Annotated in this window: 26 protein-coding genes; 10 read left to right on the top strand and 16 right to left on the bottom strand. The window is 69.7% G+C overall.

Going from position 1 to position 26,012, the window contains the following annotated elements:
- The first annotated feature begins 14 nt into the window (after window positions 1-14).
- Both ACGFNP_RS18640 and ACGFNP_RS18645 read left to right on the top strand, forming a co-directional pair.
- Window positions 15-584 (top strand): nicotinamidase, encoded by a 570-nt coding sequence (locus tag ACGFNP_RS18640; RefSeq protein WP_358317184.1) that lies wholly within the window; start codon window positions 15-17, stop codon window positions 582-584.
- A 127-nt stretch (window positions 585-711) separates the two neighbouring features.
- Window positions 712-1,236 carry a hypothetical protein gene (locus tag ACGFNP_RS18645; protein ID WP_358317182.1) on the top strand — a complete coding sequence of 175 codons (525 nt, stop codon included), beginning with the start codon at window positions 712-714 and terminating at the stop codon, window positions 1,234-1,236.
- Here ACGFNP_RS18645 and ACGFNP_RS18650 read toward each other — a convergent pair.
- From ACGFNP_RS18650 to ACGFNP_RS18680, 7 genes are all read right to left on the bottom strand, one after another.
- Entirely contained in the window at window positions 1,226-1,603 is a 378-nt protein-coding gene (locus ACGFNP_RS18650; protein WP_358317180.1) for an STAS domain-containing protein, read from the bottom strand. The genes ACGFNP_RS18645 and ACGFNP_RS18650 overlap by 11 nt on opposite strands.
- Window positions 1,604-1,861: 258 nt before the next feature.
- The gene (locus ACGFNP_RS18655; RefSeq protein ID WP_358317178.1) at window positions 1,862-3,610 is read right to left on the bottom strand and encodes a DEAD/DEAH box helicase; all 1,749 of its coding nucleotides are present in this window, start codon (window positions 3,608-3,610) and stop codon (window positions 1,862-1,864) included.
- A 133-nt stretch (window positions 3,611-3,743) separates the two neighbouring features.
- Window positions 3,744-4,499: a hypothetical protein gene (locus ACGFNP_RS18660; protein WP_358317176.1), complete on the bottom strand. Its 756-nt coding sequence runs from the start codon at window positions 4,497-4,499 to the stop codon at window positions 3,744-3,746.
- A gap of 600 nt (window positions 4,500-5,099) precedes the next feature.
- Window positions 5,100-6,506: an MFS transporter gene (locus ACGFNP_RS18665; protein ID WP_393319999.1), complete on the bottom strand. Its 1,407-nt coding sequence runs from the start codon at window positions 6,504-6,506 to the stop codon at window positions 5,100-5,102.
- 26 nt (window positions 6,507-6,532) lie between these two features.
- A complete protein-coding gene (locus ACGFNP_RS18670) occupies window positions 6,533-7,648 on the bottom strand; it encodes a zinc metalloprotease (protein ID WP_358317172.1) in 1,116 nt (371 codons plus the stop codon).
- Window positions 7,649-7,725: 77 nt separating this feature from the next.
- A complete protein-coding gene (locus tag ACGFNP_RS18675) occupies window positions 7,726-7,980 on the bottom strand; it encodes a DUF3039 domain-containing protein (RefSeq protein ID WP_214641663.1) in 255 nt (84 codons plus the stop codon).
- 119 nt (window positions 7,981-8,099) lie between these two features.
- Entirely contained in the window at window positions 8,100-9,707 is a 1,608-nt protein-coding gene (locus ACGFNP_RS18680) for an MFS transporter (RefSeq protein WP_358317170.1), read from the bottom strand.
- A 157-nt stretch (window positions 9,708-9,864) separates the two neighbouring features.
- On the opposite strand from ACGFNP_RS18680, the gene ACGFNP_RS18685 reads away from it, so the two are divergent.
- Window positions 9,865-10,476, top strand: coding sequence for a TetR family transcriptional regulator (locus ACGFNP_RS18685; RefSeq protein ID WP_358317168.1), 612 nt, complete (start codon window positions 9,865-9,867; stop codon window positions 10,474-10,476).
- Between the two features lie 13 nt (window positions 10,477-10,489).
- On the opposite strand, the gene ACGFNP_RS18690 is transcribed toward ACGFNP_RS18685, so the two are convergent.
- A complete protein-coding gene (locus ACGFNP_RS18690) occupies window positions 10,490-11,068 on the bottom strand; it encodes a YqgE/AlgH family protein (RefSeq protein WP_358317166.1) in 579 nt (192 codons plus the stop codon).
- 83 nt (window positions 11,069-11,151) lie between these two features.
- Entirely contained in the window at window positions 11,152-11,763 is a 612-nt protein-coding gene (locus tag ACGFNP_RS18695; protein WP_393320004.1) for a TetR/AcrR family transcriptional regulator, read from the bottom strand.
- Between the two features lie 67 nt (window positions 11,764-11,830).
- On the opposite strand from ACGFNP_RS18695, the gene ACGFNP_RS18700 reads away from it, so the two are divergent.
- Complete coding sequence (locus ACGFNP_RS18700) at window positions 11,831-13,210, top strand: MFS transporter (RefSeq protein WP_393320007.1); 1,380 nt, start codon at window positions 11,831-11,833, stop codon at window positions 13,208-13,210.
- A gap of 281 nt (window positions 13,211-13,491) precedes the next feature.
- On the opposite strand, the gene ACGFNP_RS18705 is transcribed toward ACGFNP_RS18700, so the two are convergent.
- From ACGFNP_RS18705 to ACGFNP_RS18720, 4 genes are read right to left on the bottom strand one after another with little or no spacing between them, the layout of a single operon-like run.
- Complete coding sequence (locus tag ACGFNP_RS18705) at window positions 13,492-14,901, bottom strand: NAD-dependent malic enzyme (protein ID WP_358317160.1); 1,410 nt, start codon at window positions 14,899-14,901, stop codon at window positions 13,492-13,494.
- 56 nt (window positions 14,902-14,957) lie between these two features.
- The gene (locus ACGFNP_RS18710; RefSeq protein ID WP_358317159.1) at window positions 14,958-15,587 is read right to left on the bottom strand and encodes a cytidylate kinase-like family protein; all 630 of its coding nucleotides are present in this window, start codon (window positions 15,585-15,587) and stop codon (window positions 14,958-14,960) included.
- 9 nt (window positions 15,588-15,596) lie between these two features.
- Window positions 15,597-16,535, bottom strand: coding sequence for a tetratricopeptide repeat protein (locus ACGFNP_RS18715; RefSeq protein ID WP_393320011.1), 939 nt, complete (start codon window positions 16,533-16,535; stop codon window positions 15,597-15,599).
- Complete coding sequence (locus tag ACGFNP_RS18720) at window positions 16,519-17,070, bottom strand: MarR family transcriptional regulator (protein WP_358033561.1); 552 nt, start codon at window positions 17,068-17,070, stop codon at window positions 16,519-16,521. The genes ACGFNP_RS18715 and ACGFNP_RS18720 overlap by 17 nt, the downstream gene beginning before the upstream one ends.
- A gap of 232 nt (window positions 17,071-17,302) precedes the next feature.
- Between ACGFNP_RS18720 and ACGFNP_RS18725 the strand changes: the two genes are divergently transcribed.
- From ACGFNP_RS18725 to ACGFNP_RS18735, 3 genes are all read left to right on the top strand, one after another.
- The gene (locus ACGFNP_RS18725) at window positions 17,303-18,664 is read left to right on the top strand and encodes a hypothetical protein (RefSeq protein ID WP_358317155.1); all 1,362 of its coding nucleotides are present in this window, start codon (window positions 17,303-17,305) and stop codon (window positions 18,662-18,664) included.
- A gap of 28 nt (window positions 18,665-18,692) precedes the next feature.
- A complete protein-coding gene (locus tag ACGFNP_RS18730) occupies window positions 18,693-19,364 on the top strand; it encodes a DUF4230 domain-containing protein (protein WP_358317153.1) in 672 nt (223 codons plus the stop codon).
- A gap of 151 nt (window positions 19,365-19,515) precedes the next feature.
- A complete protein-coding gene (locus ACGFNP_RS18735; protein ID WP_219526770.1) occupies window positions 19,516-19,668 on the top strand; it encodes a hypothetical protein in 153 nt (50 codons plus the stop codon).
- A gap of 101 nt (window positions 19,669-19,769) precedes the next feature.
- Here the strand turns inward: ACGFNP_RS18735 and ACGFNP_RS18740 are convergent, their stop codons facing one another.
- On the bottom strand, window positions 19,770-20,954 hold the full coding sequence (locus ACGFNP_RS18740) for an acetyl-CoA C-acetyltransferase (RefSeq protein WP_358317151.1): 1,185 nt from the start codon (window positions 20,952-20,954) through the stop codon (window positions 19,770-19,772).
- Between the two features lie 84 nt (window positions 20,955-21,038).
- On the opposite strand from ACGFNP_RS18740, the gene mce reads away from it, so the two are divergent.
- The 3 genes from mce (at window position 21,039) to ACGFNP_RS18755 (ending at window position 24,178) form a co-directional block, all read left to right on the top strand.
- On the top strand, window positions 21,039-21,488 hold the full coding sequence (gene mce / locus ACGFNP_RS18745; protein ID WP_358317149.1) for a methylmalonyl-CoA epimerase: 450 nt from the start codon (window positions 21,039-21,041) through the stop codon (window positions 21,486-21,488).
- A 166-nt stretch (window positions 21,489-21,654) separates the two neighbouring features.
- Complete coding sequence (locus ACGFNP_RS18750) at window positions 21,655-22,953, top strand: DivIVA domain-containing protein (protein WP_358317147.1); 1,299 nt, start codon at window positions 21,655-21,657, stop codon at window positions 22,951-22,953.
- A 139-nt stretch (window positions 22,954-23,092) separates the two neighbouring features.
- Complete coding sequence (locus tag ACGFNP_RS18755) at window positions 23,093-24,178, top strand: AI-2E family transporter (protein WP_358317145.1); 1,086 nt, start codon at window positions 23,093-23,095, stop codon at window positions 24,176-24,178.
- 7 nt (window positions 24,179-24,185) lie between these two features.
- Here ACGFNP_RS18755 and ACGFNP_RS18760 read toward each other — a convergent pair whose 3' ends face one another.
- Together ACGFNP_RS18760 and ACGFNP_RS18765 are read right to left on the bottom strand one after the other, a co-directional pair.
- Window positions 24,186-25,010, bottom strand: a complete 825-nt coding sequence (locus tag ACGFNP_RS18760) for an alpha/beta fold hydrolase (protein ID WP_358317143.1) — start codon at window positions 25,008-25,010, stop codon at window positions 24,186-24,188.
- Between the two features lie 178 nt (window positions 25,011-25,188).
- Window positions 25,189-25,950, bottom strand: coding sequence for an SDR family NAD(P)-dependent oxidoreductase (locus ACGFNP_RS18765; RefSeq protein WP_358317141.1), 762 nt, complete (start codon window positions 25,948-25,950; stop codon window positions 25,189-25,191).
- Window positions 25,951-26,012: the final 62 nt, after the last annotated feature.

Here is a 26,012-nt window from a genome sequence, read left to right on the forward strand (position 1 = left end):
GTATGGTGCTTCCTATGGGGAGCGCGCTGATCATCGTCGATGTGCAGAACGACTTCTGTGAGGGCGGCAGCCTGCCCGTGGCGGGCGGATCCGAGGTGGCCGCCGCGATCACCCGTTACGTGGCCGACCACGGCTACGACCACGTGGTGGCCACCCGCGACTACCACATCAGCCCGGGCGGCCATTTCTCCGAGGCCCCCGACTACGTGACGACCTGGCCGGCGCACTGCGTCGCGGGCACGCCGGGCGCGGACTTCCACCCGGCCTTCGACGTCTCGGCGGTCGAGGAGGTCTTCTCCAAGGGCGCGCACGCCGCCGCCTACAGCGGGTTCGAGGGCGCCTCCGGCGACGAGGTGTCGCTGGCCGACTGGCTGGCCGAGCGCGGGGTGAGCGAGGTGGACGTGGTGGGGATCGCCACGGACCACTGCGTGCGCGCCACGGCGCTCGACGCGGTCGCGCACGGCCTGGCCGTACGCGTGCTGCTCGACCTCACGGCGGGGGTGGCGCGGCAGACCACGGACGTCGCGCTGTCGGAGTTGCGCGCAGCTGGCGCCGTCCTGCAGGGCACGCCCTCCGTGGCCTGACCGTCGGCCACGAAGAGTACGCGGTGCGCGACGCTGCGGTCATGTGATATCCAAGAGGGCGAATGCTCTCCGAATGCGCGCCACCACGGAGAGCGATGCTACGTCGTCCTCATGTGTGAGGTTCCCCATGCTCACCTTCTCGCTCGGTCTGGCCTGGCTGCTGCTCGCCCCGCTCAGCCTCTGGGTGCTCGTCCGCGGGCGTAATCCGGCCAGGGCCGGGGCCGTGCTGACGCTGGTGCTGCTGGAGGCGGCCACGGTGGCGATGACCACCGAGGAGCGGGAGGCCGCGGTCGTCGCCCATGACGTGCCGCCCAGCGTGCTCCCGATGGGCTGCGCGGAGCGCACGCCGGTGCCCGAGACGGCACGGCTGAGCGGCCCGCGCGACGATCTCACGCTGTCCTGGGCCGCCGCGCCCGACGAGTGCGCGACGGCGCAGGTCACGCTCCGGCCCGAGGGCCGCAGGCTGCGCGTCTGGGTCCACGAAGGGCCGCCCCGCGAGGAACGCGAAGGGATGCGTACGGTGTCCGTACACGTCGCTCAAGGCGCCGCCTCGCTGCGGGTGCCGCTCGACCCGCCCGCCTCCGCGCGCCTGCGTCCGGTCGACGGCCGCACCGGGCACCCCATCCCCCGGCCGACGACTTCTACGAGATGACCGAACCCTGTCGCAGCGCGTCGTCCAGGTCGGCGTAGACCTCGAACGCGTGCCGCAGCCCCGTGATGAACAGCACCCGCCCCATGACCCCCTGGACCCCGCCCAGCAGCAGCCGTGTCTCCCTGGCCTCGCACCGCTGCAGGACCTCGACGAGCTCGTTCATCCCCAGGGAGTCGCAGAAGGTGATCTCCCGCAGATCCATGATCAGGAAGGGTTTCACCGGTAGTGCCCAGATGCGCGCCATGTGCTCCCGGAAGGCCGGCACCGCAGAGGCGTCGAGATCGCCGCTCAGCCGGGTGATGATGGCGTTTCCCGAGAGGCCGGAGGTGACGACGAACGTCGATTTTCCCGTGGCCCCAGATGACATGGGTGAAGTCCTTCTGTATTTCCCAAGGCAGCCATCGTCTGGTGTTGCCGGTTCCGCTGGTTGTCTAACGATAGGACACGGCGGTGTGACTAAACGCGTAGAGGGGGCCAGAGCATGACGATCTCTGGATCGGCGTCCGGCGTGGCCGTGAGCAGGCTCTTCGCTGCCGTGTCCTAACCGTGACACTTCTCGGGCTCAACGGCCACCCGAACGCCAAGATTTCAGTCGGCCGCCCGGCGATGGAACCGGGCGGCTTCGCTAACGTCGCTGGGTGGCCCACTGGCGGATCTTGTCGATCCGCTCCTGGATCTGGACCGCGGTGGCCTGGGCGATGGGCGGCCCGCCGCAGGCCCGGCGCAGGTCCGAGTGGATGACGCCGTGGGGCTGGCCGGTGCGGTGGTTCCAGGCGCCCACGAGGCCGTTGAGCTCTCGCCGGAGCTCGGCGATCTGCTCGTGCGCCGCCGGCGCGGGCTGGCCGGTCTCGGGCTTCTTCGCCTTGGCCGCCTGCTGGTCCGACTGCCGCTTGCGCAGCAGCGTGGCCACCTGGTCGGGCTCCAGCAGGCCGGGCAGTCCGAGGAAGTCCTCCTCCTCCGCCGAGCCGACCTCCGCGCCGGTGCCGAACTCGCCGCCGTCGTAGAGCACCCGGTCGAACGTCGCCGACGTCTCCATCATCTCGAACGGCAGCTCGTCACCTAGGACGTCCGGATTGTCCTTCTTCCTGTTGGCCTGCTCCAGCAGGCTGTCGTCCAGCCCGTCCTCCGGCGGACGGCGGTTGAGCACGTGGTCGCGCTCCACCTCCATCTCGTTGGCCAGGCCCATGAGGGTCGGCACCGAGGGCAGGAACACCGAGGCCATCTCGCCGCGCTTGCGGGCCCGCACGAAGCGGCCGACCGCCTGGGCGAAGAACAGCGGGGTGGAGGTCGAGGTGGCGTAGACGCCCACGCACAACCGCGGGATGTCGACGCCTTCGGACACCATCCGGACCGCCACCAGCCAGCGGTCACCGGACGCGGCGAACTGCTTGATCTTCTTGGAGGCGCCCGGGTCGTCGGAGAGCACGACGGTGGCGCCCTCGCCGGAGATGTTGCGCAGGTGGCGGGCGTAGGCGCGGGCCGTCTCGTGGTCGGTCGCGATGACCAGGCCGCCGGCGTCGGGGACGCCGCGGCGCACCTCCGTCAGCCGCCGGTCGGCGGCCTCCATGACCTGGCGGATCCAGTCGCCCTTGGGATCGAGCGCGGCGCGCCAGGCCTGGGAGAGCTGGTCCTTGGTGAGCGGCGTGCCCAGCGTGGCGGCGAGCTCGTCGCCCGCGCGGGTGCGCCACTTCATCTCGCCGGAGTAGGCCAGGAAGATGACCGGCCGGACGACCCCGTCGTCGAGGGCCGGGCCGTAGCCGTAGGAGAAGTCGGAGACGCTGCGCTTGAGCCCCTCGGCGTCCTCCTCGTAGCCGACGAACGGGATCGGGTTGTCGTCGGACCTGAACGGCGTGCCGGTCAGCTGGAGCCTGCGGACGGCGGGCTCGAACGCCTCGCGGATGCCGTCGCCCCACGACTTGGCGTCGCCCGCGTGGTGGATCTCGTCGAAGATGATGAGTGTCTTGCGGGCCTCGGTGCGCGCCCTGTGGAGGGCGGGGTGCATGGCGACCGCCGCGTACGTCACGGCCACGCCGACATAGTCGCTGGAGGTGGCGCCCTGGCTGTTCTTGAACTCGGGGTCGATGCTGATGCCGACCTTGCTCGCGGCGTCGGCCCACTGGCGCTTGAGGTGCTCGGTGGGGGTGACGATGGTGATCGCCCGGATCACCCCGTTGGCGAGCAGCTCGCTGGCGATGCGCAGGGCATAGGTCGTCTTGCCCGCGCCCGGCGTCGCCACGGTGAGGAAGTCACGCGGCTCGCGCCTGAAATACAGGTCGAACGCCTCCTGCTGCCAGGCGCGCAGCTTGGGCGCGGTGCCCCACGCGGCGCGGTCGGGATAGGAAGGCGAAAGGTGGGATGCGGCGAAGGTGCTCACCGCATCACCTCTGGGGTTCGTGTGCTTCGCTGTCTCACAGTGACCCAAGAGTAATCGGGCCCACCGACAAGACGTGCCGTGCACCGTGGATCCTGGCCAAGCTCATCCTCGCGTGCTAAGGGGCGTACGGGGCTTATCGCACACTCGACATCACCGCGTCGAGTGCCTGCTTTCGGGTGGTTTCTTCGGGTTGGAGCAGCCCGACCAGCAGTACTGCCTTGCCGCCCCGGTTGAGGAGTGTGACACGTAGGTAGGCGGGTCTGTTCACCACATCCTGGTATTGCGCTCGTAGCGCACGCGTGTGCCCCTGGGGGAGGTCTTTGTCCTCGACGACGTCGACCTTGTCGCCTTTGAGCAGCAGCGTGGAGTACAGCTCCGCCGCGTCCTTGGTGGCCTTCGTCACATCGGCCACCGGATCGGGGATCGGCCTGGCCATGACGAGCGCGCCGTCGCTTCTGGCGACCGAGGTGAATCCGGTCACAGGCGGCACCGCGCCCTCCTGCCACCCGGCCGGCAGCGTGATCGTCACTCCCGCCAGCGAGTCGCTCAACCGCGCCGTCGCGGGCTTCGGGACGGCGAGCCGCAGCACGACCATGACCAGCGCCGCGACCAGCCCGGCGGACAGGAGCAGCGCGATCACCGCCTCGGCGGGCCGTCCCCACCGCCGCACCGATACCCGCCTCGACAGGCCTGGATCGGCGGGCGCCCCGTAGTGACGGGCGGACGGGGGCAGCGACTCCCACGGCACCTGCGGATCGCCGTCATCCCGCTCAAGCCCCCGCTCGGTGGTTCGCCGCGGCCGTGGATTCCACAGATCCTCCGGCTCGTCCCGCTCATCCCCCTCCGGGCCGCTCCTCCCATGCCACGAGAGCCTGTCATCACCACCCACAGACCCACGCCGCACCCGCCCGAGCCCGGCCACGGGATCTGGCCCACTCCCGGAGTCCCGCCCGGTCACCGGATCTCGTCCACTCACGGGATCTCGCCCAGTTACGGAGTCTCGCCCGCTCACGGAGTCTCGCCCAGTCACGGAGTCTCGCCCGCTCACGGAGTCTCGCCCGCTCACGGAGTCTCGCCCAGTCACGGAGTCTCGCCCGCTCACGGGATCTCGGCGGGCCAGGGGATCCCGCCGGGTCAGGGCCTCTCGCCGCACTTGGCCGGGGCCGTCATCGACGGCCGCCGGCTCGCGCCGCGCCGGCCCGGACGGCCGCGCCTGTGCCTCCCCGTCCCGCCGTCCACCCCGCGGATACGGATCTCCGCCCCTGCGCACCCGGCCCGGCGCCGCATCAGCCGGAGGCTCAGGAGTGTCGGGAGTGTCGGGAGGGTCGGGAGGTGTCCGGCGGTGCCTGGCTCCGGAACTCGGCGGCCACACGCGGCGATCGTCCTCCATGACACCTCCTTGTCCGCTGTCCTATCACTCCTTCTCCCGCGGATCCGGCGTTCCGTGATCGCTGTGACAGGAGGGACAGGAATCGCCCCCGACAGGAGATCAATCGGAGCGAGTTCGAGAGGCGAGGAGAGTGGCGGCGAGGGCGACGGCCGACATCAGACAGCAGATGACCACGAAGCCGCGCGCGATCATCCCCGGGCTGTGCCCGATGACGTTGACCAGCGCACCCCCCGCGCCCACCGCCAGCGCCGACCCCAGCATGTCCGTCACCGAGAGTGCGGCGGAGTTGGCCCCCTGCTCGTTGACCGGCGACTGCTTGAGCGCGGTGATGCTGACCGTGGTCATGCCGATGCCCATCCCGAACCCCGCCACGATCCACGCCGGCACCGCGACCCAGCCGGTGATCCCGGGCAGGACCGACAGCAGCCCGAGCAGCACCCCCGCCATGACGCAGGCGGCCCCCAGCCGGATCCGCCGATACGGCTCGACCGAGCGCCTGCTCTGCAGGTAGGAGCCGGTGGACCAGCCGAGGGCGCCGGTCGTGAGCGCGATGCCCGCCGCCGCGGGGCCGAACTCCTTGACCTGTTGGAGGGCGAGGGGAATGAACGAGTTCACGCCGAAGAAGGCGGCCGAGAACATGCCGCGCATCATGATCGTGGTCGGCAGGCCCTGCCTGAAGCGCAGCGCGCCCGGCGGCAGCAGCTTGGACAGGCCGTAACCGAGACAGGCCAGCCCGGCCAGGACCGCGACGGCGCTCGGCACCGGTGAGATGTGCAGCTTGTCCACGCCGTACAGCAGCACGCCCGCCCCACCGGCGGCGGCGGTGGCGGCCACGGTCATCGCGAACGGCCTGGACCGCGCGCCCTGCGACGACCCCCCGCCCTCGTCAGACGCCGCCCCGTCGGCGCGCTTCTTCAAGGCGGGGACCAACATCACCAGGGCCGGCACCACGAGCGGGATGATCCCGAAGAACACCCACCGCCACCCCCACGCGGACGCCACGAACCCGGCCACCGCCGGACCGACCATGGCGGGCACCACCCAGGCCGCCGACAGCCCCGCGAATATCTTGGGCCGCAGGGCAGTCGGATAGACGCGGGCGATCATCACGTACACGGCGACGATCGTGCATCCCGCGCCCAGCCCCTGCACGGCCCGCGCGGCCAGGAACAGCACCTTGGTCGCCGCCGCCCCCGCCAGCCCCATCCCGATCACGAACAGCACCACCCCGAGCAGGAACGGCATCGTGTAGCCACGCCGGTCCGACCAGAGCCCGGACACCACGTTCGCGAACAGGCTGGCGATGAGGAAGGCCGAGAAGCTCAGGCCGTAGAGGTCGAGCGCGTCGAGCTGCCGGGAGACGATCGGCATCACCACGCTCACCGACATGCCCTCGAAGGCGATCAGTGTGATCACCAGCAGGATGCCGATGGTCGCCGCCCGGTAGGCCGAACCGAAGATGCGAGGTTGATCGTATGGAGTGTCGAGTGCCTTCGGTGCTGTCACTCACACATCCTAGTTGTGCCGTTATTTCAGGGTGCGGCCAGCAGGCCCCGGCCCCGGTAGACGGCCCACATCTGGTGCATGCGCTTCGCCTGATCAGGCGTGAACTCCCACATGCACCGGTCATGCGCGTAGTCCATGTAGTTGTGGATGGGATCGCCGCCCTGCTCCGCGCAGGTCTCCTTGGCATCGGGACAGCCTTCCGTGGGCTTGGCCTCGGGCGGGGTGTCGGCGATGCCGTCGCCCGGGCTGGCGCAGCCGTTCTCGAAGGTGTGGAAGAGGCCGAGCCAGTGGCCGATCTCGTGTACGGCGGTGTAGCCGCGGTCGTAGTTGACCATCGAGCCGCCGGGCAGGCTGCGCCAGTCGATGACGACGCCGTCGAGGGCGGGGCTGCCGTTGTACCAGTACGGGTAGGCGGAGTAGCCGAGGACGAGGTCGCCCAGCTGGCCGATGTAGAGGTTGAGGGTCTCGGGACCGCCCTTGCGCAGGGCGGTCTTCATGGCGCCCTCATTGGCGATCGGATCGACGAACCACGTGGCGTTCTCCTTGACCGAGATGCCGTCGAGGCGGAAGCGCACCCCGCTTGGGGCACCGCCCAGCGCGCCGCTGTAGGCGGCGTTGAGCGTGTCGATCTGCGCCTTGACAGCCGCGTCCGAGGCCCGCCGGACGCCGTCGGTCAGCACGTGCACCCAGGTGGGAACGGTGACCGTGTCCGGGACCGTCACCCCGGCGAGCCGCTGGTCGAGCTCGGCCAGCACCTGCTGCACGTCCCGCGGCTTGGGCTCCCGAGGCCCCGGCGACCGCGGATCATCGCCCAGCCCCGAGGCCCCCGTACCCGACGCCCCGTCACGAGCCGTGTGCGGACCAGCCGCACTCGACACGTCGTCGTAGGCCGTGCGTAGACCTGCCGCGCTCGGCACGTCGTCGTGGGCCGTGCGTAGACCAGCCGCACTCGATGCGTCACCGCGGGCCATGCGCGGACCCGCCGCACTTGGCGCGCCGTCGCGGGCCGTGCGCGGGCCCGCCTCGCGCCGCGCGGCGCGGCAGTCGGCCGCGGCCCAGGCCGTGGCGGCAGGGCGGAGCGGCGGTGTGAGCCCGGCCGCGAGCAGGCATGCCAAAGAGACGGCGGTCGCGCGCCGGGCCATGCAATCCCCCGTTACGGTATGAGTACGTCTGCATGCAGACGGTAGCTCTCCCGTAGGTGATCACATGTGATCAACACTCACTCGTTCTTGTCGTCGTCTCCGCCCGACGGCAGCCCCTCGTAGATCTCCTTGCACTCGGGGCACACCGGATATTTCTTGGGATCGCGGCTGGGCACCCAGACCTTGCCACACAGGGCCCGGATCGGCGTGCCGGTGACCATGCTCTCGGTGATCTTGTGCTTGTCCGCGTAGTGCGAGAACCGCTCGTGATCGCCGTCGCCATGCGATGTCCGCGGGGTGGTCTCCTGCTCAGGGAGGATCTTCGTACTCACCCCCCCGAGTCTATGCCCGCCTCCGACCGAGTCTTCCCGGCCGAGACGGCCGAGCCCACCCCTTGGACACGCGTACGACCCCCGCCACCAGGCGAGGGCCGTACGGACTGCGAAAAGGGTCAGCCGATGTGAACCGGCGCGCCCTCGCTCTTGCGGCCGGCCTGGACGAACAGCGTCAGAATCGCGGTCAGGATCGCGATGCCGGTGCTGACCAGGAAGGCCAGGTGCATGCCGTCCATGAACGCGTTGTGCACGGCACCGCCCACCAGCTGCTGGAGCTGCTGCGGAGTGCCGGCCGGGAGCCCGCCGAAGGCGGCGGCCTTCTCCAGCAGGGACAACTGCTCAGCCGGGATCGCCTTGGCCGCCGGGCCGAGGTAGCCGGGCAGCTTGCTGGAGATCTCGGAGGCCATGACGGCGCCCAGGATGGCGGTGCCGAGCGCGCCGCCGACCTGCATGGCCGACTGCTGCAGACCGCCCGCGACACCGCTGAGCTGGATCGGGGCGTTGCCCACGATGATCTCGGTGGCGCCGACGAAGACCGGCGAGAGGCCGAACGCCAGCAGCACGAACGGGATGGCACTCTCGACGAACGAGGCGTCGATGCTCAACTGCGACATGAGGAACATCGAGCTCGCGGTGATCAGCAGACCGGCGGCCATCGTGAACTTCGCGCCGATCTTGCCGATCAGCATGCCGGCCAGCGGCGAGGCCACGATCATGCCGGCGCTCATCGGCAGCATGCGCAGGCCCGCGTCCAGCGGGGACAGGCCGTGCACGCCCTGGAAGAAGAAGCCCAGGAAGAACATCGCCCCGAACATGGCGAACGCCACCATCATCATCAGCACGGTGCCGATGGAGACGGACCGGTTCTTGAACAGTGACAGCGGGACCAGCGGCTGCTTGGCCTTGCTCTGCCAGAAGACGAAGGCGGCGATGAGCACGACGAACCCGGCGATGAAGCTGAGCGTCGTACTGTCGCCCCAGCCCCACTCGGGGGCCTTGATGATCGTCCAGACGAGCGAGAACATCGCGCCCGACAGCAGCACCACGCCGAGCCAGTCGATCCTGGCCAGCGACGGGACGCGGTTCTCCTTGATGAGGAAGATGCCCATGATCAGGGCGATGATCCCCACCGGCGCGTTGATGAAGAAGACGGACTGCCAGCTGACGTTCTCGACCAGGACACCGCCCACGATCGGGCCGGCCGCGCTGGACAGGCCGATGATGGCACCCCAGGCGCCCATGGCCTGGTTCAGCTTCTCACCGGGGAAGGCACCGCGCAGCAGGGCCAGGGCGGCGGGCTGGAGCAGGGCGCCGAACAGGCCCTGCAGCACGCGCAGGCCGATCAGCGCGCCGATCGGCGACACGCCCGGGATGATGTCCGCCAGCTCCTGGCTGAGGCCGATGCCGATCGAGGACAGCGCGAACCCGGCGACACCGATCAGGAAGACCCGCTTGTGTCCGAAAAGGTCCCCCAGCTTGCCCGCCGTGATCAGGAACACCGCCAGCGCCAACAGGTAACCGCTGGTCACCCACTGCAGGTCGGACAGCGATGCGCCCAGGTCGTGCTGGATGGACGGATTGGCGATGCCGACCACGGTGCCGTCGAGCATCACCATGATGACGCCCAGGCAGACCGCCAGCAGCACCAACCACGGATTGCCGCCGGACCCCGTCTCCCCGGGGCCGGGCGACGACGGCGCCTCGACCGTCCTCGCGTTAGCCATGAGATCCCCCTCAGTACGTACCGCCCCACACCGGGGCATAAGTCACTTAAGTCTCAGGTAATCTATGGCAGTCGCTGACAGATGACAAACGGGTTTTATTTGACGGCGTATGACTTATGACACACCATGACAGGGAAGTTTCTAGGGAGTGACGCGTGTGGGTCTAAGGGAACGCAAGAAGGAGAAGACGCGCCTGGCGATCCTCGACGCCGCGCTCGACCTGTTCCTCGAACAAGGGTACGACTCGACCACGGTGGACCAGATAGCGGGGTCGGTCGAGATCTCCCCGCGGACGTTCTTCCGCTACTTCACCAGCAAGGACCATCTCGTGCTGTGGTTCCACGACCACGGCGAGGAGATCATGCTGGAGACCCTGCGGAACCGCCCCGCCGACGAGCCCTCCTTCACGGCGCTGATCCACGGGCTGCGCGGGGTCGTCCGCGACATGGAGGGATCAACGCCCGAGGACACGACAAGATTCCTGAAGTTGCGGCGGCTCATGGAGGAAAATCCCCATCTAGTGGGTCTGTCCGTCGCCAGGGGCGCGGCGACCGAGCGCCGCCTGGCCGTCGAGATCGCCGCCCGCAGGAACGTCGACGTGACCACCGACCAGCGCACCCACCTCATCGTCGCGTTCGCGATGTCGATCCTGCGGGTCGGGTTCGAATGCCCGCACCGCGAGGTGACGGATGTGCGGATCCTCGTGGAGCGCATGGAGGAGACCCTCGAACTCGCCCAGAACGCCTTCCGCCCCGGCTGGGACGTCTAGTTCAGCGTCGAATCTAGTTCAGCGTCGGATCGTCCGGGCAGGTCGCCACGAAGGCCAGTTCGCCCGGTTGCCGCCGCAGGACGTTGCGCCACAGGGAACCGGGGTCGGTGTGGAAGGTGTCGCCCGCCTCCGAGTCGACGACGTACCAGGCCCCTTCGGCGATCTCGCTCTCCAGTTGCCCGGATGTCCAGCCCGCGTATCCGGCGAAGATCCGCATCTGCGCGATCTCGCCCTGAAGGATCTCGGGCGGCGCGTCCAGATCGACCGTGCCCAGCCGGGAGACCGCGGGCGTGCCCGCGTGCAGCCTGCGCCAGCCCAGCGGCTCCTGACCGCTCGGCACCGCCGCCAGCGCCAGCGCGCTGTCGGTCTGCACAGGACCGCCCTCGAACAGCACCGATGGCCCGGTCACCAGGGGATCCCACACCGGCAGCACCTGCGTCACCGAGATGTCGCTCGGCCGGTTCAGGACCACGCCGAGAGTGCCGCCGTCGAGGTCGTGTTCGAGGATGAGCACGACGCTACGCCGGAAGTTGGGGTCGTCAAGAAGCGGCGTCGCCACCAGTAAACCGCCGACGTAGATCGCTTCCGCCATACCTCCATCATGAAGGGTCAACCCCGCATCTCGCTCCCCCACCACCCTGTTGTTACTTTATGCAGCCATATAGGCACTAGACGTCACTCTGCGAACGCGCCATTGCGAGCCGCCACCAGAGCGCGCGCCACCGACCGTTCGGCCACCTCCTTGTCCACCGGCTCCTTCGTGACCAGCAGGCGGTAGTACAGCGGCGCCGAGATCGCCCGGATGACCTCTTGGCCGTCGGTGCCCTCCGGGAGCTCGCCGCGCCGGACCGCCAGGTCGATCGACTTGGCCCACTCCCTGATCCGCCGGTCGTAGAAGGCGCTCAGGGCGGCCGCCGCCTCGTCGTCGCAGGTGGCGGCCGCGATGACCGCCTGGAGCGTGGGGCCGAGGCGTTCGTCCGTGATGGCGTTCAGGACGCTCAGGGCGTTGGCGCGCAGGTCCTCCTCGATGGTGCCGGTGTTCGCGTGCGCGGCGGACTGGTCGGCCAGCTCCGTCATGAGGTCGGCCACCAAGCCCGCCGTGCCGGCCCAGCGGCGGTAGACCGTGGTCTTGCCGACGCCCGCGCGGGCGGCCACCGCGTCCATGGTGAGGCCGTGGAAGCCATGGAGCACCAGCTCGTCCTGAGCGGCCTCCAGAACCGCCGCCCTGACCCTTGCCGTACGGCCGCCGGGCCGCACCGTCCCAGCCAAACGGGAATCCTGTTCCATTAAGCCTCCCTAGCGTGCTACCGTCATCCTCATCTTAACGGAACAAGAGACCCATTAGGGGGATGACATGACCGTGACCTCGCAAGCCGTCCGGATGACGGGGCGGCAGAGGCTGGTCCTGGTGCTGTTGCTCGGATCCCAGTTCATGCTCGCCGTCGACTTCTCCATCCTGAACGTCGCACTGCCGGTGATCGGCGCCGGGCTCGGGTTCGAGCTGGCCGACCTGCAGTGGGTGGCGACCGCGTTCGCGCTCGCGGCGGCCGGGTTCACGCTGCTGTTCGGCCGGATCGCGGACCTGTTCGGTCGGCGCCGGCTGTTCCTGGGCGGGATGGCGTTGCTCGGGCTCTCCTCACTGGCCGGCGGACTGGCGACGTCGCCCGGCCTGCTTCTGGTCGCCAGGGTGGCCCAGGGGCTGGCCACGGCCGCTGTCACCCCGGCCGGGCTGTCACTGCTGACCACCACGTTCCCCGAGGGGCCGCTGCGGGCGCGCGCGCTGGGGCTGAACGGGGCGCTGATGTCGGCCGGTTTCACCTCCGGTGCCATCCTGGGCGGACTGCTGACCGACCTGCTGAGCTGGCGGTGGGCGTTCTTCGTGAACGTTCCGGTCGCGCTCGCCGTCCTGGCCGCCGCCCCGGTCCTGCCCGCCGAGAGCCGCCCCGCGGACCGGCCCAGGATGGACCTGCCGGGCGCGGTGACGGTGACCGCGGGCCTGCTGGCCCTGGTGTTCGGGCTCACCCGCGCCGGCGAGCGCGGCTTCACCGACCCGGCCGGGATCGGCGCCCTGCTGGCGGGGGCCGCCCTGCTGGTGACGTTCTGGTTCGTCGAACGGCAGGCGCCCGCACCGCTCGTACCGGTGACGATCCTGGCCAGGCCCACCGTGAAGTGGGGCAACCTGGCGGGGCTGGTCGCGTTCGCCACGGAGACGTCGCTGGTCTTCCTCATGACGCTCTACCTGCAGAAGGTCCTCGGCTACTCGGCCCTGGCCACGGGACTGGCCTTCGGTGTGCTCGGCCTCGGCACGGTGCTCGGCGGGATCGCGGCCCCGCGCGTGCTGTCCCGCCTCGGCAACCGCCGGACGCTGGCGGCGGGCTTCCTGGTGCAGGCGGCGGCGACGGCGGCGCTGACCCTCCTCGGCCCGGAGGCAGGCTGGATCTGGCTCCTCCTGGTGGCCACCTTCATCGGCGGCGTCGGCAACATGCTGGCGATCGTCGCCTTCATGGTGACCGCCACCTCGGGCCTGCCCAGCTCCGAACAGGGCCTGGCCACAGGCCTCGCCACGATGACGCAGCAGATCGGCATCACCATGGGCATCCCGGTCATGAGCGCGATAGTCACGGCCGCCATGGGCACGATCCTCCAGGGAGTGACGACCGCGGTACTGATCAACGCGGCCCTGGTCCTGGCCATCGCCGCCCACACCGCGATCAGAAGAGAAGACCGCTCATGACCCCGCCGCACGAGGCCTCGCTACGCCACCTCCGGGACCGCACCCGCGGACAGGCGGGTTCTCTGGGCCGACCGGCAGGCAACACAGAGAGCCGAAGACGCTGACTACCGCATCGTCCCGGCGGTCACGAAAGAGTCGCCACCGGCCCAGAAGACGCCGTAACGGCGCCCCGCCACCATCCGGTCAGCGGCCGTCTTCCTGGAGGCCCTCAGCCCTGGTCGGCGGGTGGCGGTGGGGGCGGCTGTGCCGTAAAAGAAAATCGGTTTTGTGCTGTTAAAAAATCACGCCTCAGTAAATCCCCTCGCCCGCCCGCCCGCCGAGTCGCGGACGGCGGCGGCGACGGCGGTCGCCACGTCCGGGTGGAACACGCTCGGCACGATGTAGTTGGGGCCGAGCTCCTCCGGAGCCACCACGGCGGCGAGCGCGTGCGCCGCGGCCAGCAGCATCTGCTGGCTCACCTCGGTCGCCTGGGCGTCGAGCAGGCCGCGGAACACGCCCGGGAACGCCAGCACGTTGTTGATCTGGTTGGGATAGTCGGACCGCCCGGTCGCCACCACGGCGGCGTGCTCGCGAGCGTCGTCGGGCGACACCTCGGGCTCCGGGTTGGCGAGGGCGAACACCACCGCGTCGTCGGCCATCGTGGCGATGTCCGCGCCGGTCAGGATGCCCGGAGCGGACACCCCGATGAACACGTCGGCGCCCTTGAGCGACCCGCGCAGGTCACCCGCGTAGCCTTCGGCGTTGGTGTGGTCGGCGATCCAGCGCAGCGACTCGTCGAGGTCGTCGCGGCCCTTGTGCACGGCGCCGAGGTAGTCGCAGACGACGACGTTGCGCGCGCCCGCCGCCAGCAGCAGGCGCAGCACCGCGTTGCCGGCCGCGCCCGCGCCCGCCATGGCGATCTTGACGCCCTCGATGGGCTTGCCCACCACGCGCAGCGCGTTGGTGAGCGCGGCCAGCACGCAGATGGCGGTGCCGTGCTGGTCGTCGTGGAAGACCGGGATGTCGAGCAGCTCGCGCAGCCGCCGCTCGACCTCGAAGCAGCGCGGCGCGCCGATGTCCTCGAGGTTGATGCCGCCGAAGCCCGGCGCGATGACCTGGACCGTACGGACGATCTCGTCGACATCTTGCGTGTCGAGGCAGATCGGCCAGGCGTCGATGCCCGCGAAGCGTTTGAACAGGGCCGCCTTGCCCTCCATGACCGGCAGCGCCGCCTCCGGGCCGATGTTGCCCAGCCCGAGCACGGCGGAGCCGTCGGTGACGACGGCGACCGTGTTGCGCTTGATGGTCAGCCGCCGCGCGTCCTCCTTGTTGCGCGCGATGGCCATCGACACGCGCGCCACACCGGGGGTGTAGGCCATGGACAGCTCGTCGCGGTTGCGCAACGGCACCTTCGACACCATCTCGATCTTGCCGCCGAGGTGCATGAGGAAGGTGCGGTCGGAGACCTTGTGGATGACGACGCCGTCGACGGATTCGAGCTGGTCGACGATCGCCTGCGCGTGGTCGGTGTCCCGGGCCGCGCAGGTGACGTCGATGCGCAGCTTCTCATGGCCCGCGTTGGTGACGTCGAGCGCGGTGACCACACCACCCGCCGACTCTACGGCGTGGGTGAGCTGGCTGACGGCCTTGCCGCCTGCGGGCACCTCAAGTCGCACGGTGATGGAGTACGACACACTGGGGACGGTCGCCACGTCAAATGCTCCTTCGGGACTGACCAAGAAGTTCTCCCATGGTAGGGGGAGTTCGGTCAGTCGAGTGCCTCGGCTGCGATGGCTATCAAATCCACGCAGGTCGACACAGGAATACTCGTACTATCGATGACCAGGTGATATAGGGAGGGATCCGCCGGGTCGGCGCGGTAGAAGTGGCGCACATAGGCGGTGCGCGCGCGGTCGTTGTCCTCCACGATCTTGCGGGCCTCGCGCTCGCCGATCTCGCCCAGCGTGGCGGTCTGGCGCACCCGGCGTTTCAGCGGGGCGTCGAGCCGGACGTGCAGCGCGCCGGGATGGTCGGCGAGCACGACGGCCCCCGCCCGGCCCAGGAAGACCCCGCCCTGAGCGCGCGCCGTGTCCTTGAGCAGGCGTTCGGTGCGGCGGACGAACTCCTCCTGCGCGATCGGCATCGCGCCGGGGACGTACATGTCGACGCCGCCGAAGGTGACCGTCGGCAGGCGCATCGCGCCGGAGAGCAACCGGCCGAGGCCGTGTTCGGCCCGGTCGTCGTGGGCCAGCGCCTCCTCCAGCGTGCAGCCCAGCTCCTGGGCGACGGTGCTGGGGATGGCGCGGTCGACGAAGGGCACGCCCAGACGCTCGGCCACGGCCGGGCCGATGTGGCTGCCGGCCGTGCCATACGTCGCCGAGATCGTGACGACCCGCATAGGTCCAGGTTAGAACAGCGCGCTGGACAAAGCTCTACGTGCCTTGGCCAAAGAAGGGTCTTCTGCGGGTAGCGCGTCGAACAGGCCGAGCAGGTGGCGCCGGGCCTTGTCGCGGTCGTCGCCCGAGGTGCGCTTGACCACACCGATGATCCGGTCGAACGCCTCGTCGATCGCGCCCGACAGCATCTCCAGGTCGGCCGCCAGCAACTGGGCGTCGATGTCGGCCGGGTCCTGCATGCGACGCTGCACGTCAGCGGGGTCGACATCGGCCGTCCGCTTGATCAGGCCGACACCCGCCAGCCCCATCTTCGCGTCCTCGTTGCCGGGCGAGCGGGCCAGCAGCCGCTGGTAGGCCGCCTCGGCCGCGTCGAGGTCGCCCTTGTCGACGGCCTCCTCGGCGGCCAGCAGGTCGGGATCGGCGGGCGGCCCTGCGGGCTCGTCCTGCTGCTCCCCCGCCTCCGCCGGCCGGGCGTCGGGGTTGGCCTGGTAGAACTGCTCCACCGCGCCCATCAGCTCGTCGAGCCAGCGGCGCACCTCCTGCTCGGGCAGCACCTGCTGGAAGCCGGTGACGGCCTGCCCCTGGAAGATGGCCAGCACGGTCGGCACCGCCTGCACCCGCAGCGCCTGCGCGATCTGGGGACTGGCGTCAACGTTGACCTTGGCCAGGATCGCCCGGCCGCCCAGCTCGCCGACCACCTTCTCCAGCACCGGGCTGAGCTGCGCGCTGCCGGGTGCGCGCGGAGACCAGAGGTCGAGAACGACCGGCACGCTCATCGAGCGGTCAATGACATCGGTAGTGAACGTCTCCTCGGTCACGTCGACGATCGAGCCCGACGTGGCCGCCTGGGGACCCCCGGCCTCCCGCCGGGCCTGTGCCTCGAGTGCCTGCTTACGCGCGCCCAGGTCTATGGCTCCGTAGAGCGACCCGGGCCTAGAGAAGTCCGCCATGCTCATCATCTTGCCGCATCGACGCCGTGGAGAAGTCACCCGCCGCCACCCGCAGCGTGCGCAACCCGTCGAAGAGCTGCCGCAGCTCGTCCTCGCCGTACATGGTGAGGCCGAAGTCGGCCGCCATCAGATCGGCCGTGGCCCGCCGTACGACGTCGCGCCCCGCGTCGGTGATCTCGGCGAGCACCCCGCGGCCGTCCTGCGGGTTGGGCATCCGGCAGACGAAACCCGACTTCTCCAGTCGGTCGATGGTGTTGGTCACACTCGTCGGGTGCACCATGAGCCGCTCTCCGATCTTCCACAGCGGAAGGGCTCCGGTCCTGCTGAAGGTCAGCAGCACCAGGGCCTCGTACCTGGCGAAGGTCAGGTCGTACGGCTTGAGCAGCGAGTCGAGTTGCGACAGCAGGATCTGGTGCGCTCTCATGATCGAGGTGACGGCGGCCATCGCGGAAGAAGCCCCGAAGTGAGCGCGCCACGACTCCGCGGCGCGGTCGATGGGGTCGAAGGGCAGATTGAGCGGCTTCGGCTGCGACACAGCGCTACGGTAGCGCGCCGCTCGTCCTGATTAGTATGATTACGGAGAGCGATCGGACTCACGGCTTGACCAAGAATCCGGACGCCAATCATCACGCTCCGTTATGGTTCTCACATCGAATGGTGACGCGGAAGCCAAGTTCACTCGCCGTGGGGACCGGCCCGGACTTGCCTCGCTTCCGCCGCACCGACGGGGCACGGGGGGTGCTTGGTGAACTTCAATGGAAAAACGGGTGCGTGAGCACGCGGGCGTTTCACGTGAAGAGTTGAAGCAGAGCGCGGCCGTAACGGTCGCCGTGCTCCTTGCTCTCGGCTTGGTCGCGGCGTGGAGCGTCCTGATACCTGGCGTGGACGCGTGGGAAAATATCGTGGCCGCGGTCATCGGTTCGCTCCGGCTGACCGGGCCCGTGGCCGCCGCCTTCGCCGCGTGGGTGGCGATGCGCAAGCGCAGAGCGCTGCGTGGCCGCTCACTGACGACCTGGCGGGCGCTGAAGGCGCCGCTGGCGATCGTCGTGGTGGTGCTGGGCTCGTTCGGCGCGACCGTGCTGGTCCTGGCCGTCAAGACGGTGCTCACCGAGCAGTCGGGACGGCTGAGCCTGGCCGGGCTCGGCGTGGGCATGGCCGGACTGGCGCTCTACTCGGTGATCGGCTGGATCGCGGGCTGGCTGCTGCCCAAGGCCTGCACGCCGCCGCTGGCCGGGCTGGGCTGCTATGGCCTGTTCACCTGGCTGGCCGGCGGCAACGGCTGGGCCGACAAACTGGCGCCCGGCACGGGCGAGCCCTATGACCTGTTCCAGGGGCTCGGCGGCGCGGCGTTCCTCGACCAGACGCTCTGGTTGCTGGGCATCACGGCCGCGCTGCTGCTCGGCTGGGCGGCGGTGGTCACCAGGCAGGCCCTGGTGCTGGCGTGCGCGCTGCTGGCCGTGCTCGCGGCGGGCACGGGGGTGGCACGGCTGCTGGCCGCGACCAAGCCCGCCGCCGCCCAGGAGATCGCCTACAGCTGCCAGGACTGGCCGATCACGGTCTGCCTGCATCCGGGCATGCGCGCGGGCCTGGCCGAGCTCGGCGCGGCCTTCACCCAGATCGCGTCCCGCCTGGCGGGCACGCCCGCCGCCTTCACCCGGGTCGAACAGCGGCCGCTGGAAGAACCCTTGCAGCCGTCCACCGGACTCGCGCAGATCCACGTGCCCGACCTGTCGGCGGGCTTCGCCGACGAGGCCGTCTACGAGTACGTCGAGTCGCTGGCCGCCCAATGCCCCGACACGCCCGGCGACGGTTACCGCGAGATCGTGGTGGCCTGGCTGCGCGGCGAGCCGCTGCCGGGCGGGCCGCTGCCGGAGCACCAGTACGCGGCGGCCTGGTTCTCCGGGCTGAGCGAGCATCAGCGGCGCGAGTGGCTGCGCATGTTCTTCAGCGATTTCCAGGCGTGCAAGCTGTCGAGCACCCACTTCGGCGGCGGGCCGGCAGGGGCGGCGGCGGCCCCGGTGGCGGCCTCGACCGGCTCGCCACAGGTCTATCCGGTCTATCCGAATCCCAGCGACGAAGAGCGGTCTGCCGACTGGGGATCGGAGATGTCACCAAAAAGCTGGCAATGATGATCCACGGTCGGGTAGTCACACTCGCATGACGACTTCCCAAACGGCGCCCCCCGCGGTCACCCCGCGGCGGCGCCGCAGGTGGCGATATCTGGCCGGTTTCCTGGTCGTGGCGGTTCTGCTCGTGGTCGGCGGCCGGCTGGCCTGGACCTGGCTCAACCCGTTCGGTGAGCAGACCATCGACCGCAGCCAGCCGGTGCTCCTGCAGTCCATCAAGGACCTGAGCCGGTTCGAGGCGGCCACCGGCAACTTCCAGGTGGTGGTCGACCTGGAGAAGGACGCCCGGTTCCTGCCCGACGCGGTCAAGGGCACCCGCACGCTGTTCGTGGGGGCGGGCAACGTGGACGCCTACGTCGACTTCTCCGCCATGGGGGCCAACGGCGTGACGGTCTCCAAGGACCGTACGGAGGCCACGATCCGCCTGCCCCGCGCGCAACTGGAGAAGCCGAACCTCGACAACCGGCGCTCCTACGTCTTCGCGCAGCAGCGCGGGCTGCTGGACCGCGTGCAGGGCTTCCTGTCGTCGTCCCCGAACGACCAGCGGGAGCTGTACGTGCTGGCGGAGACCAAGATCGCCGAGGCCGCGGCGTCCAGTGACCTGCGCGCCCGCGCCGACACCAACACCAAGGCCATGCTCGAAGGGATGCTCAAGTCGCTCGGGTTCGCCAAGGTGACGGTGAAGTTCGCCGACCAGCCCTAGGTGCCTTAGGTCCTGCGACCGGCGCCCTAGGTAGCTCCGCACATCGGCCTAATGCCACAGATAGGGCATCCGCCCGATGTGGCGGCAGGGGCCTTAGGAGCAACCTGGAAAGTGCCAGGGAAGAAGACCGAAAGAAACCGGGAGCACTCGGATGAACGCCGAACTCGAATACGTCGTCATGAAGAACCACGCGGAGGAGCTCCGCGAGGCCGCGGCCCAGCACCGCCGGGCCCGCGAGGCGCAGAAGGGACAGAAGGCCGAGCGTCGTCACCGCTCGGTGTTCGCCAAGCTCCTCTCCTCATGACCACCGCAAGAAAGCCCGGCCGCAACCTCCCTCGCGGCCGGGCTCACCAACCTCCATAGACGTACATCAGGGGTGAGAGCCGAGCTCTCACCCCTGATGCGTTACGCGGGTACGCGGATGATGAGCGCGTCGCCCTGACCGCCGCCGCCGCACAGCCCGGCCGCGCCCAGGCCGCCGCCCCGGCGCCTGAGCTCGTGGGCCAGCGTGAGCACGATGCGCGCGCCCGAGGCGCCGATCGGGTGGCCGAGCGCGATGCCGCCGCCGTTGACGTTGACCTGGTCGAGCGGCACGCCCAGCTCCTTCGCCGACTGGAGCACCACGCTGGCGAACGCCTCGTTGATCTCCACCAGGTCGAGGTCGCCGACGCTCAGGCCCTGCTTGGCCAGCGCCTGCTTGATGGCGTTGGCCGGCTGCGACTGCAGCGAGGTGTCGGGCCCGGCCACGTTGCCGTGCCTGCCGATCTCCGCCAGCCAGGGCAGACCCAGCTCCTCGGCCTTGGCCTTGGACATCACGACCACCGCGCAGGCGCCGTCGGAGATCTGCGAGGCCGAGCCGGCCGTGATCGTGCCGTCGGCGGCGAACGCCGGCCGCAGCCGGGCCAGCGTGTCCACGGTGGTGTCGCCGCGGATGCCCTCGTCCTCCTTGACGACCACCGGCTCGCCGCGCCGCTGCGGGAGCTCCACCGGCACGATCTCGTCCTCGAAGACGCCGTTCTTGGTGGCCGCGGCGGCCAGCTGGTGGGAGCGGGCGGACAGCGCGTCCTGCTCCTCGCGACCGATGCCCAGCCGGGCGTTGTAGCGCTCGGTGGACTCGCCCATCGCGCACTGGTCGAACGCGCAGAACAGTCCGTCGTGCGCCATCGAGTCGAGCACCTGGGCGCCGCCGTACTTGACGCCCTTGCGCAGGCCGGGCAGCAGGTGCGGCGCGTTCGTCATCGACTCCATGCCGCCCGCGACCACGATGTCGAACTCACCCGCGCGGATGAGCTGGTCGGCCAGGGCGATGGCGTCCAGCCCCGACAGGCAGACCTTGTTGATGGTGATCGAGGGGACGGTCATCGGGATGCCCGCCTTGACCGCGGCCTGGCGGGAGGGGATCTGGCCCGCGCCCGCCTGGAGCACCTGGCCCATGATCACGTACTCGACGGCCTCCGGCGCGACTCCGGCACGTTCCAAGGCGGCCTTGATGGCGATGCCGCCGAGCTCCACGGCGGGCAACTCGGACAGGGCGCCGAGCAGCCTGCCGATGGGCGTACGAGCTCCGGCTACGATGACGGACCCAGACATGGCGACGGCCTCCTGTGCGCGCGAGGGGTTCTTTGACACCATACCCACGAGTAGGTGCACGCTCGCTATGGAGGCAGGCCACACATGTTCATGCGGATCGACCACATCGGGATCGCCTGTCACGACCTTGAGGCGAAGATCGCGCTATTCTCGGAAACGTTCGAGTTGACCGTCGTGGCGCGCGAGGTGAACGAGGAGCAAGGGGTCCGGGAGGCCATGCTCCACATCGCCGACGGCGAGGGCGGGAGCTCCTACATTCAGTTGCTGGAGCCACTGTCGCCCGACACGCCGGTGGGAAAGTTCCTGGCCAAGCGCGGCGAGGGCGTGCACCACGTGGCGTTCGGGGTGCCGGACGTGGCCGAGGCGATGGAACGGTTGGCGGGTAAGGGCGTGCGGCTGCTCGACGAGCACCCGCGACACGGCTCGATGGGGTCGGAGATCGCGTTTGCGCACCCCAAGGACGTGGGAGGGATGCTCACTGAGCTGGTGCAGGCAGCCGGAGCTCCGGCAAACGTCAAAACCGATCGTATGTAACTAGTCACGCAGATAGTCCGACGGGGCTTCTCAGGCGGGGCTGGCGGAGTACGCTGGCTTTCCACCGGACAAGGCGCCTGCCGCGAGGCACAGGCTCCTGGCTCGGCTGTCCCGAACCCCCCGTCCGGCCCGTGTAGCCGTCTCGACAACCCAGGATCGAGCCTCCATGCAGTCCGACATCGACGCCCAGCTCAACAACTTCTTCGAGGATGCCCCAGCACGCGAGTTCGACGTCGTGCTCCGCGGTTACGACCGCCATCAGGTTCACGATCATCTGAAGCAGCTCGACGGTGAGCTTCGCCAGTCCCGCGAGCAGGTGACGTCCCTGCAGCGCGATCTATCCGACTCCCAGCGCCAGTTGCAGGAGCAGGAGCGCCCGACCTACTCCGGTCTCGGCGCCCGCATCGAGCAGCTGTTGCGCCTCGCCGAGGAGCAGGCCACCGAGCTCGTCCAGGCCGCGAGGTCCGAGGCCAACGAGATCAAGGCCGCCGCCAAGGTCGAGGCCGCCGATGTCCGGGCCGCCGCCGAGGCCGAGGCCGCCGACAAGCGGGCGCAGGCGACGCGCGAGACCGACGAGATGCGCACCAGCGCCGAGCGCGACGCGGAGGAGACCCGCTCGACCGCTCGCCGTCTGGCCGACGAGCTGACCAACACCACCGAGCGCGAGGTCGCCAAGCTGCGGGCCACCGCCGACCACGAGGTGGCGGAGAAGCGGGCCGACGCCGAGCGCGAGATCGCCAAGCTGCGCACGACGACCGAGCGCGAGGTGGCGCAGCTACGCGCCTCGACCAAGCGCGAGCGCGACGAGGTGCTGACCACCGCGAAGCGACAGGCCGACGAGATGCGCGCGCAGGCTCAGCGGGTGCTGGAGGAGTCCGAGGCCAAGCGGGCGCAGGACGAGGCCGAGTTCGAGATCCAGCTCGCCTCCCGCCGCGAGGAGGCCGAGCGCCAGGAGGCCGAGCGCCACGCCACCGCGCAGGCCAACACGCAGAAGCTGGTCGCCGAGGCCGAGCAGCGCGCGGCCACGGCCGAGTCGCGGGCCACGAAGGCCACCCAGCAGGCCGACCAGACCAGGCGCGAGGCCGACCTGCACGCCAAGCAGCTGGTCGCCAACGCTCGCAAGAGCTCCGAGACGATCGTCTCCGAGGCCAAGTCCAGCGCCGAGACCATCGTCACCGAGGCCAAGAGCGACGCCGAGCGCACCCGCACGGCGATGCAGCGCCAGGTCGACGAGCTCACCCGCCAGCGCGACAGCATCACCAGCCACCTGGCGCAGCTGCGCCAGCTGCTCGGTGGCGCCGCTCTGCCGGGCATGGAGCCCGAGCCCGCGGTCACGGCGGCCCCGCCGAAGCCGGCTATCGCCGCACCGGTCAACGACAAGCCCGCCCCGGCCGCCGCACCGGCACCGGCGCCGGCCAAGGCCGAGACCAAGGGTGAAGACGACGCGGAGTGGTGGCAGGAGTAGCCGCCGGAGTCGACTACACGGGGGTTGGCTGACGGTTGAAGAGAGCCTGGTGACCTTGGGGTCGCTAGGCTCTCTTTGTCGTTCCGTAGGGCATATGTCAAAAACTGCCGTGGTTTGTCGTGATCTTCCAGGAGCCCCCGTGTCCGCAGAAGCCGAATCCCCTGCCGTGGAGGATGTCGCCAAGCCGCCGTCGTACACGCCGCCGCTCACCCGGGGGCCGTTCATGTTCGGGCTGGTCGGCGGGCTGGGCGTGCTGACCGCGATCGCGCTCGCGCAGATGGTCGTCCGCTCTCTGAGCGTGATCGTCCTGGTCGTGGTGGCGATGTTCCTGGCGGTCGGGCTGAACCCGGCCGTGGAGGCGCTGCAACGGCGCGGGCTGGCCAGGCGCGGGGCGATCTCGATCGTGTTCGCCGGGGTCATCGTGGCGTTCGTGCTGTTCGGGCTGGCCGTGGTGCCGCCGGTGAGCAAGCAGCTGAGCGAGTTCATCGCGGCCGTGCCCGGTTATGTGACCGAGCTCAGCAACCATCCGACGCTCCGGCAGCTCGACGCCGACTACCAGATCCTGCCGAAGGTGGCCACGTTCGTCACCAGCCAGCTGGGGCCCTCGCTGGCCAGTGGGGTCGTGGGGGCGGGGCTGGTGGTGCTCGACGGCGTGTTCACCACGGTGACGCTGCTGGTGCTCATGCTCTACTTCCTCGGCTCCCTGCACACGATCAAGGCGTACCTGCTCAAGCTGGTGCCGGTCTCCCGGCGGGAGCGGACCAGGGAGATCAGCGAGCAGATCCTCGACGGCATCGGCGGCTATGTCGCGGGCAACGTCCTCATCTCGGTCATCGCGGGCGTGCTGACCTGGATCTTCCTGTCGGTCATGGGCGTGAAGTACGCGCTGGCGCTGGCGCTGGTGGTCGCGCTCACGGACCTGATCCCGCTCGTGGGCGCCACCATCGGAGCGGTGCTCGTGACGGGGGTCGGGCTGCTTCAGTCGCTGCCCGTGGGACTCGCGTGCGCGGTGTTCTTCGTGATCTACCAGCAGGTCGAGAACTACCTGATCTACCCGCGCGTCATGAAACGCTCCGTGGATGTGACGCCGGCGGTGACGGTGATCGCCGCGCTGTTCGGCGGCGCGCTGCTCGGCATCGTGGGCGCGCTGGTGGCCATCCCGGTCGCGGCCGCCATCGCGCTGATCATCCGGGAGTTCGTCCTCCCCCGCCAGGCACAGGCCTGACTTCTCGTCAGCGAGGTCGTGCCGCGCCGCCGAGTTCGCTGTTGAGGAACTCCGCCACGGCCGCGTTGAACGCCTCCGGCTGCTCGACCGCCGACAGGTGACCGGCCTTCGGAATGATCTCCAACCGGCCGTCGGGTACGGCTCGCGCCATCGCCTCCGCGTCGGCCACGGTCGCCAGCTCGTCCTCCTCCCCCACCACGACGAGCAGCGGCACCTTGAGGGCGGCCAGCGTGTCGAAGGAGTCGGGCCGCCCGGCCATGGCCCGCTGCGCCCAGGCCACCGCACCGGGCGGAGCCGACTGCACGAGCCCCTTGACCCGCCCGAACACCATGGCCCTGCGCTCCTTGGTGGTGGGCCCGATCAGCGCGGGCAGCACCTCGGAGACGAGCACCGCGCTGCCGCCGGACAGGACCGCGTTGGCGATGCGCTCCCTGTTCTCACGGGCGGGCTCAGGGTCGGGAGTGGCCTTCGTGTCGGCGAGTATGACGCCCAGCAGCCGGTCGGGATGGCGGCGGCAGAACGCCATCGTCACGTAGCCGCCCATCGACAGCCCGCCGACGACCGCGCGATCGACCCCCTCGCCGTCGAGCATCCTGGCGACGTCGTCGGCCATGACCTCGACCGACGGCTCTTCCTCCCCCAGCCGCGACCCGCCGAAGCCGCGCAGGTCAGGTGTGATCACGCGGCACGACCTGGCCAGCCCCTCTCGCTGCGCCAGCCACATGGCCGACGAGAGCGGAAACGCGTGAAGCAGTACGACCGGGAGTCCCGTTCCGGCTGATCTCGTGTAAAGCTGCACGCACGATACGGTAGACCTCTTTTGTGATTCCATCACTTCTCGGCTTATGCCGATATTGCCTCGTGTGCTGACCGCTTTCTGTGACACCAGTCTTTTTACGGCCGGCAGTGGCCGGCCCCAACCGCCGCACCTGGCCGAGGCCTGTCCAGGGACACGCTCCTCCGGCTCCCGGGCGAGGCGCCGTGACGTGCGCATTCTTCACCATTGCCGCCTATCTGATGGCCGTCGCGCCCCCATCTATGAAGAGCACCTGGCCCGTCATATAGGCGGATGCGCCGCTAGCCAGGAAAACCGCTGGATGGGCCATTTCCTCAGGTGTTCCCCAGCGACGCATCGGGACACTGGACACCGTCGCCTCGTTCGACGCTTCGTCTTCCCACAGGTTGCGGTTGAGATCCGTGGCGGTCCAGCCGGGACATAGAGCGTTGACCCGCACACCGGCTCGCGCCCATTCCACGGCCAGGGTTTTGGTCAACGCCACGACGGCCGCCTTCGCCGCCGCGTAAGGGGCCAGGAAAGGCGCGCCCAATGCCGCTGCGGACGCCACGTTGATGACCGAGCCGGTGCCCCTGTCCAGGAGGTGAGGTGCCACCGCGTGGCAGACCGCCATGGTCGAGTCGAGATTGAGCCGGAGGAGTTTGTCCCAGCCGGACAGCCGGAGATCCTTGAACTCGACGAGGAAATTCGACCCGCCGGCGTTGTTGACCACGATGTCGAGGTGGCCGAGCCCGTCGATCGCCGCCGCCACGGCGCCCGTGGCGGCGTCGCGGTCGGTGAGGTCGGCGGGCAGGACGACCGCGCGCCGGCCCAGCGCCTCGATCTCCTTGGCCACCTCGGCCAGGGGTTCGGCCGAGCGGGACACGAGTGCCACGTCGGCCCCGGCCTCGGCGTACGCGAGCGCGATGGCCCGCCCGATCCCCTTCGACGCCCCGGTGACCAGAGCCTGCTTACCGCTGAGATCGAACGCGCCCACGGGATGCCTCCTCGCATCGGAACCGAACAAGATTCTATGGACTGGGGGCCTGGAAACGCCAC

It is taken from the genome of Nonomuraea sp. NPDC049269 (assembly GCF_043197155.1).
Lineage (GTDB): Bacteria > Actinomycetota > Actinomycetes > Streptosporangiales > Streptosporangiaceae > Nonomuraea.

Bases quoted from the DNA above. Each gene is read 5' to 3' on its own strand.
- ACGFNP_RS18700 (WP_393320007.1), top strand. From the start codon at position 11,831: ATGACCGTGACCTCGCAAGCCGTCCGGATGACGGGGCGGCAGAGGCTG.
- ACGFNP_RS18750 (WP_358317147.1), top strand. From the start codon at position 21,655: ATGCAGTCCGACATCGACGCCCAGCTCAACAACTTCTTCGAGGATGCC.
- ACGFNP_RS18740 (WP_358317151.1), bottom strand. From the start codon at position 20,954: ATGTCTGGGTCCGTCATCGTAGCCGGAGCTCGTACGCCCATCGGCAGG.
- ACGFNP_RS18730 (WP_358317153.1), top strand. From the start codon at position 18,693: ATGACGACTTCCCAAACGGCGCCCCCCGCGGTCACCCCGCGGCGGCGC.
- ACGFNP_RS18760 (WP_358317143.1), bottom strand. From the start codon at position 25,010: ATGGAATCACAAAAGAGGTCTACCGTATCGTGCGTGCAGCTTTACACG.
- ACGFNP_RS18735 (WP_219526770.1), top strand. From the start codon at position 19,516: ATGAACGCCGAACTCGAATACGTCGTCATGAAGAACCACGCGGAGGAG.
- ACGFNP_RS18715 (WP_393320011.1), bottom strand. From the start codon at position 16,535: ATGGCGGACTTCTCTAGGCCCGGGTCGCTCTACGGAGCCATAGACCTG.
- ACGFNP_RS18645 (WP_358317182.1), top strand. From the start codon at position 712: ATGCTCACCTTCTCGCTCGGTCTGGCCTGGCTGCTGCTCGCCCCGCTC.
- ACGFNP_RS18670 (WP_358317172.1), bottom strand. From the start codon at position 7,648: ATGGCCCGGCGCGCGACCGCCGTCTCTTTGGCATGCCTGCTCGCGGCC.
- ACGFNP_RS18690 (WP_358317166.1), bottom strand. From the start codon at position 11,068: ATGGCGGAAGCGATCTACGTCGGCGGTTTACTGGTGGCGACGCCGCTT.
- ACGFNP_RS18710 (WP_358317159.1), bottom strand. From the start codon at position 15,587: ATGCGGGTCGTCACGATCTCGGCGACGTATGGCACGGCCGGCAGCCAC.
- ACGFNP_RS18640 (WP_358317184.1), top strand. From the start codon at position 15: ATGGGGAGCGCGCTGATCATCGTCGATGTGCAGAACGACTTCTGTGAG.
- ACGFNP_RS18680 (WP_358317170.1), bottom strand. From the start codon at position 9,707: ATGGCTAACGCGAGGACGGTCGAGGCGCCGTCGTCGCCCGGCCCCGGG.
- mce (WP_358317149.1), top strand. From the start codon at position 21,039: ATGTTCATGCGGATCGACCACATCGGGATCGCCTGTCACGACCTTGAG.
- ACGFNP_RS18695 (WP_393320004.1), bottom strand. From the start codon at position 11,763: ATGGAACAGGATTCCCGTTTGGCTGGGACGGTGCGGCCCGGCGGCCGT.
- ACGFNP_RS18650 (WP_358317180.1), bottom strand. From the start codon at position 1,603: ATGTCATCTGGGGCCACGGGAAAATCGACGTTCGTCGTCACCTCCGGC.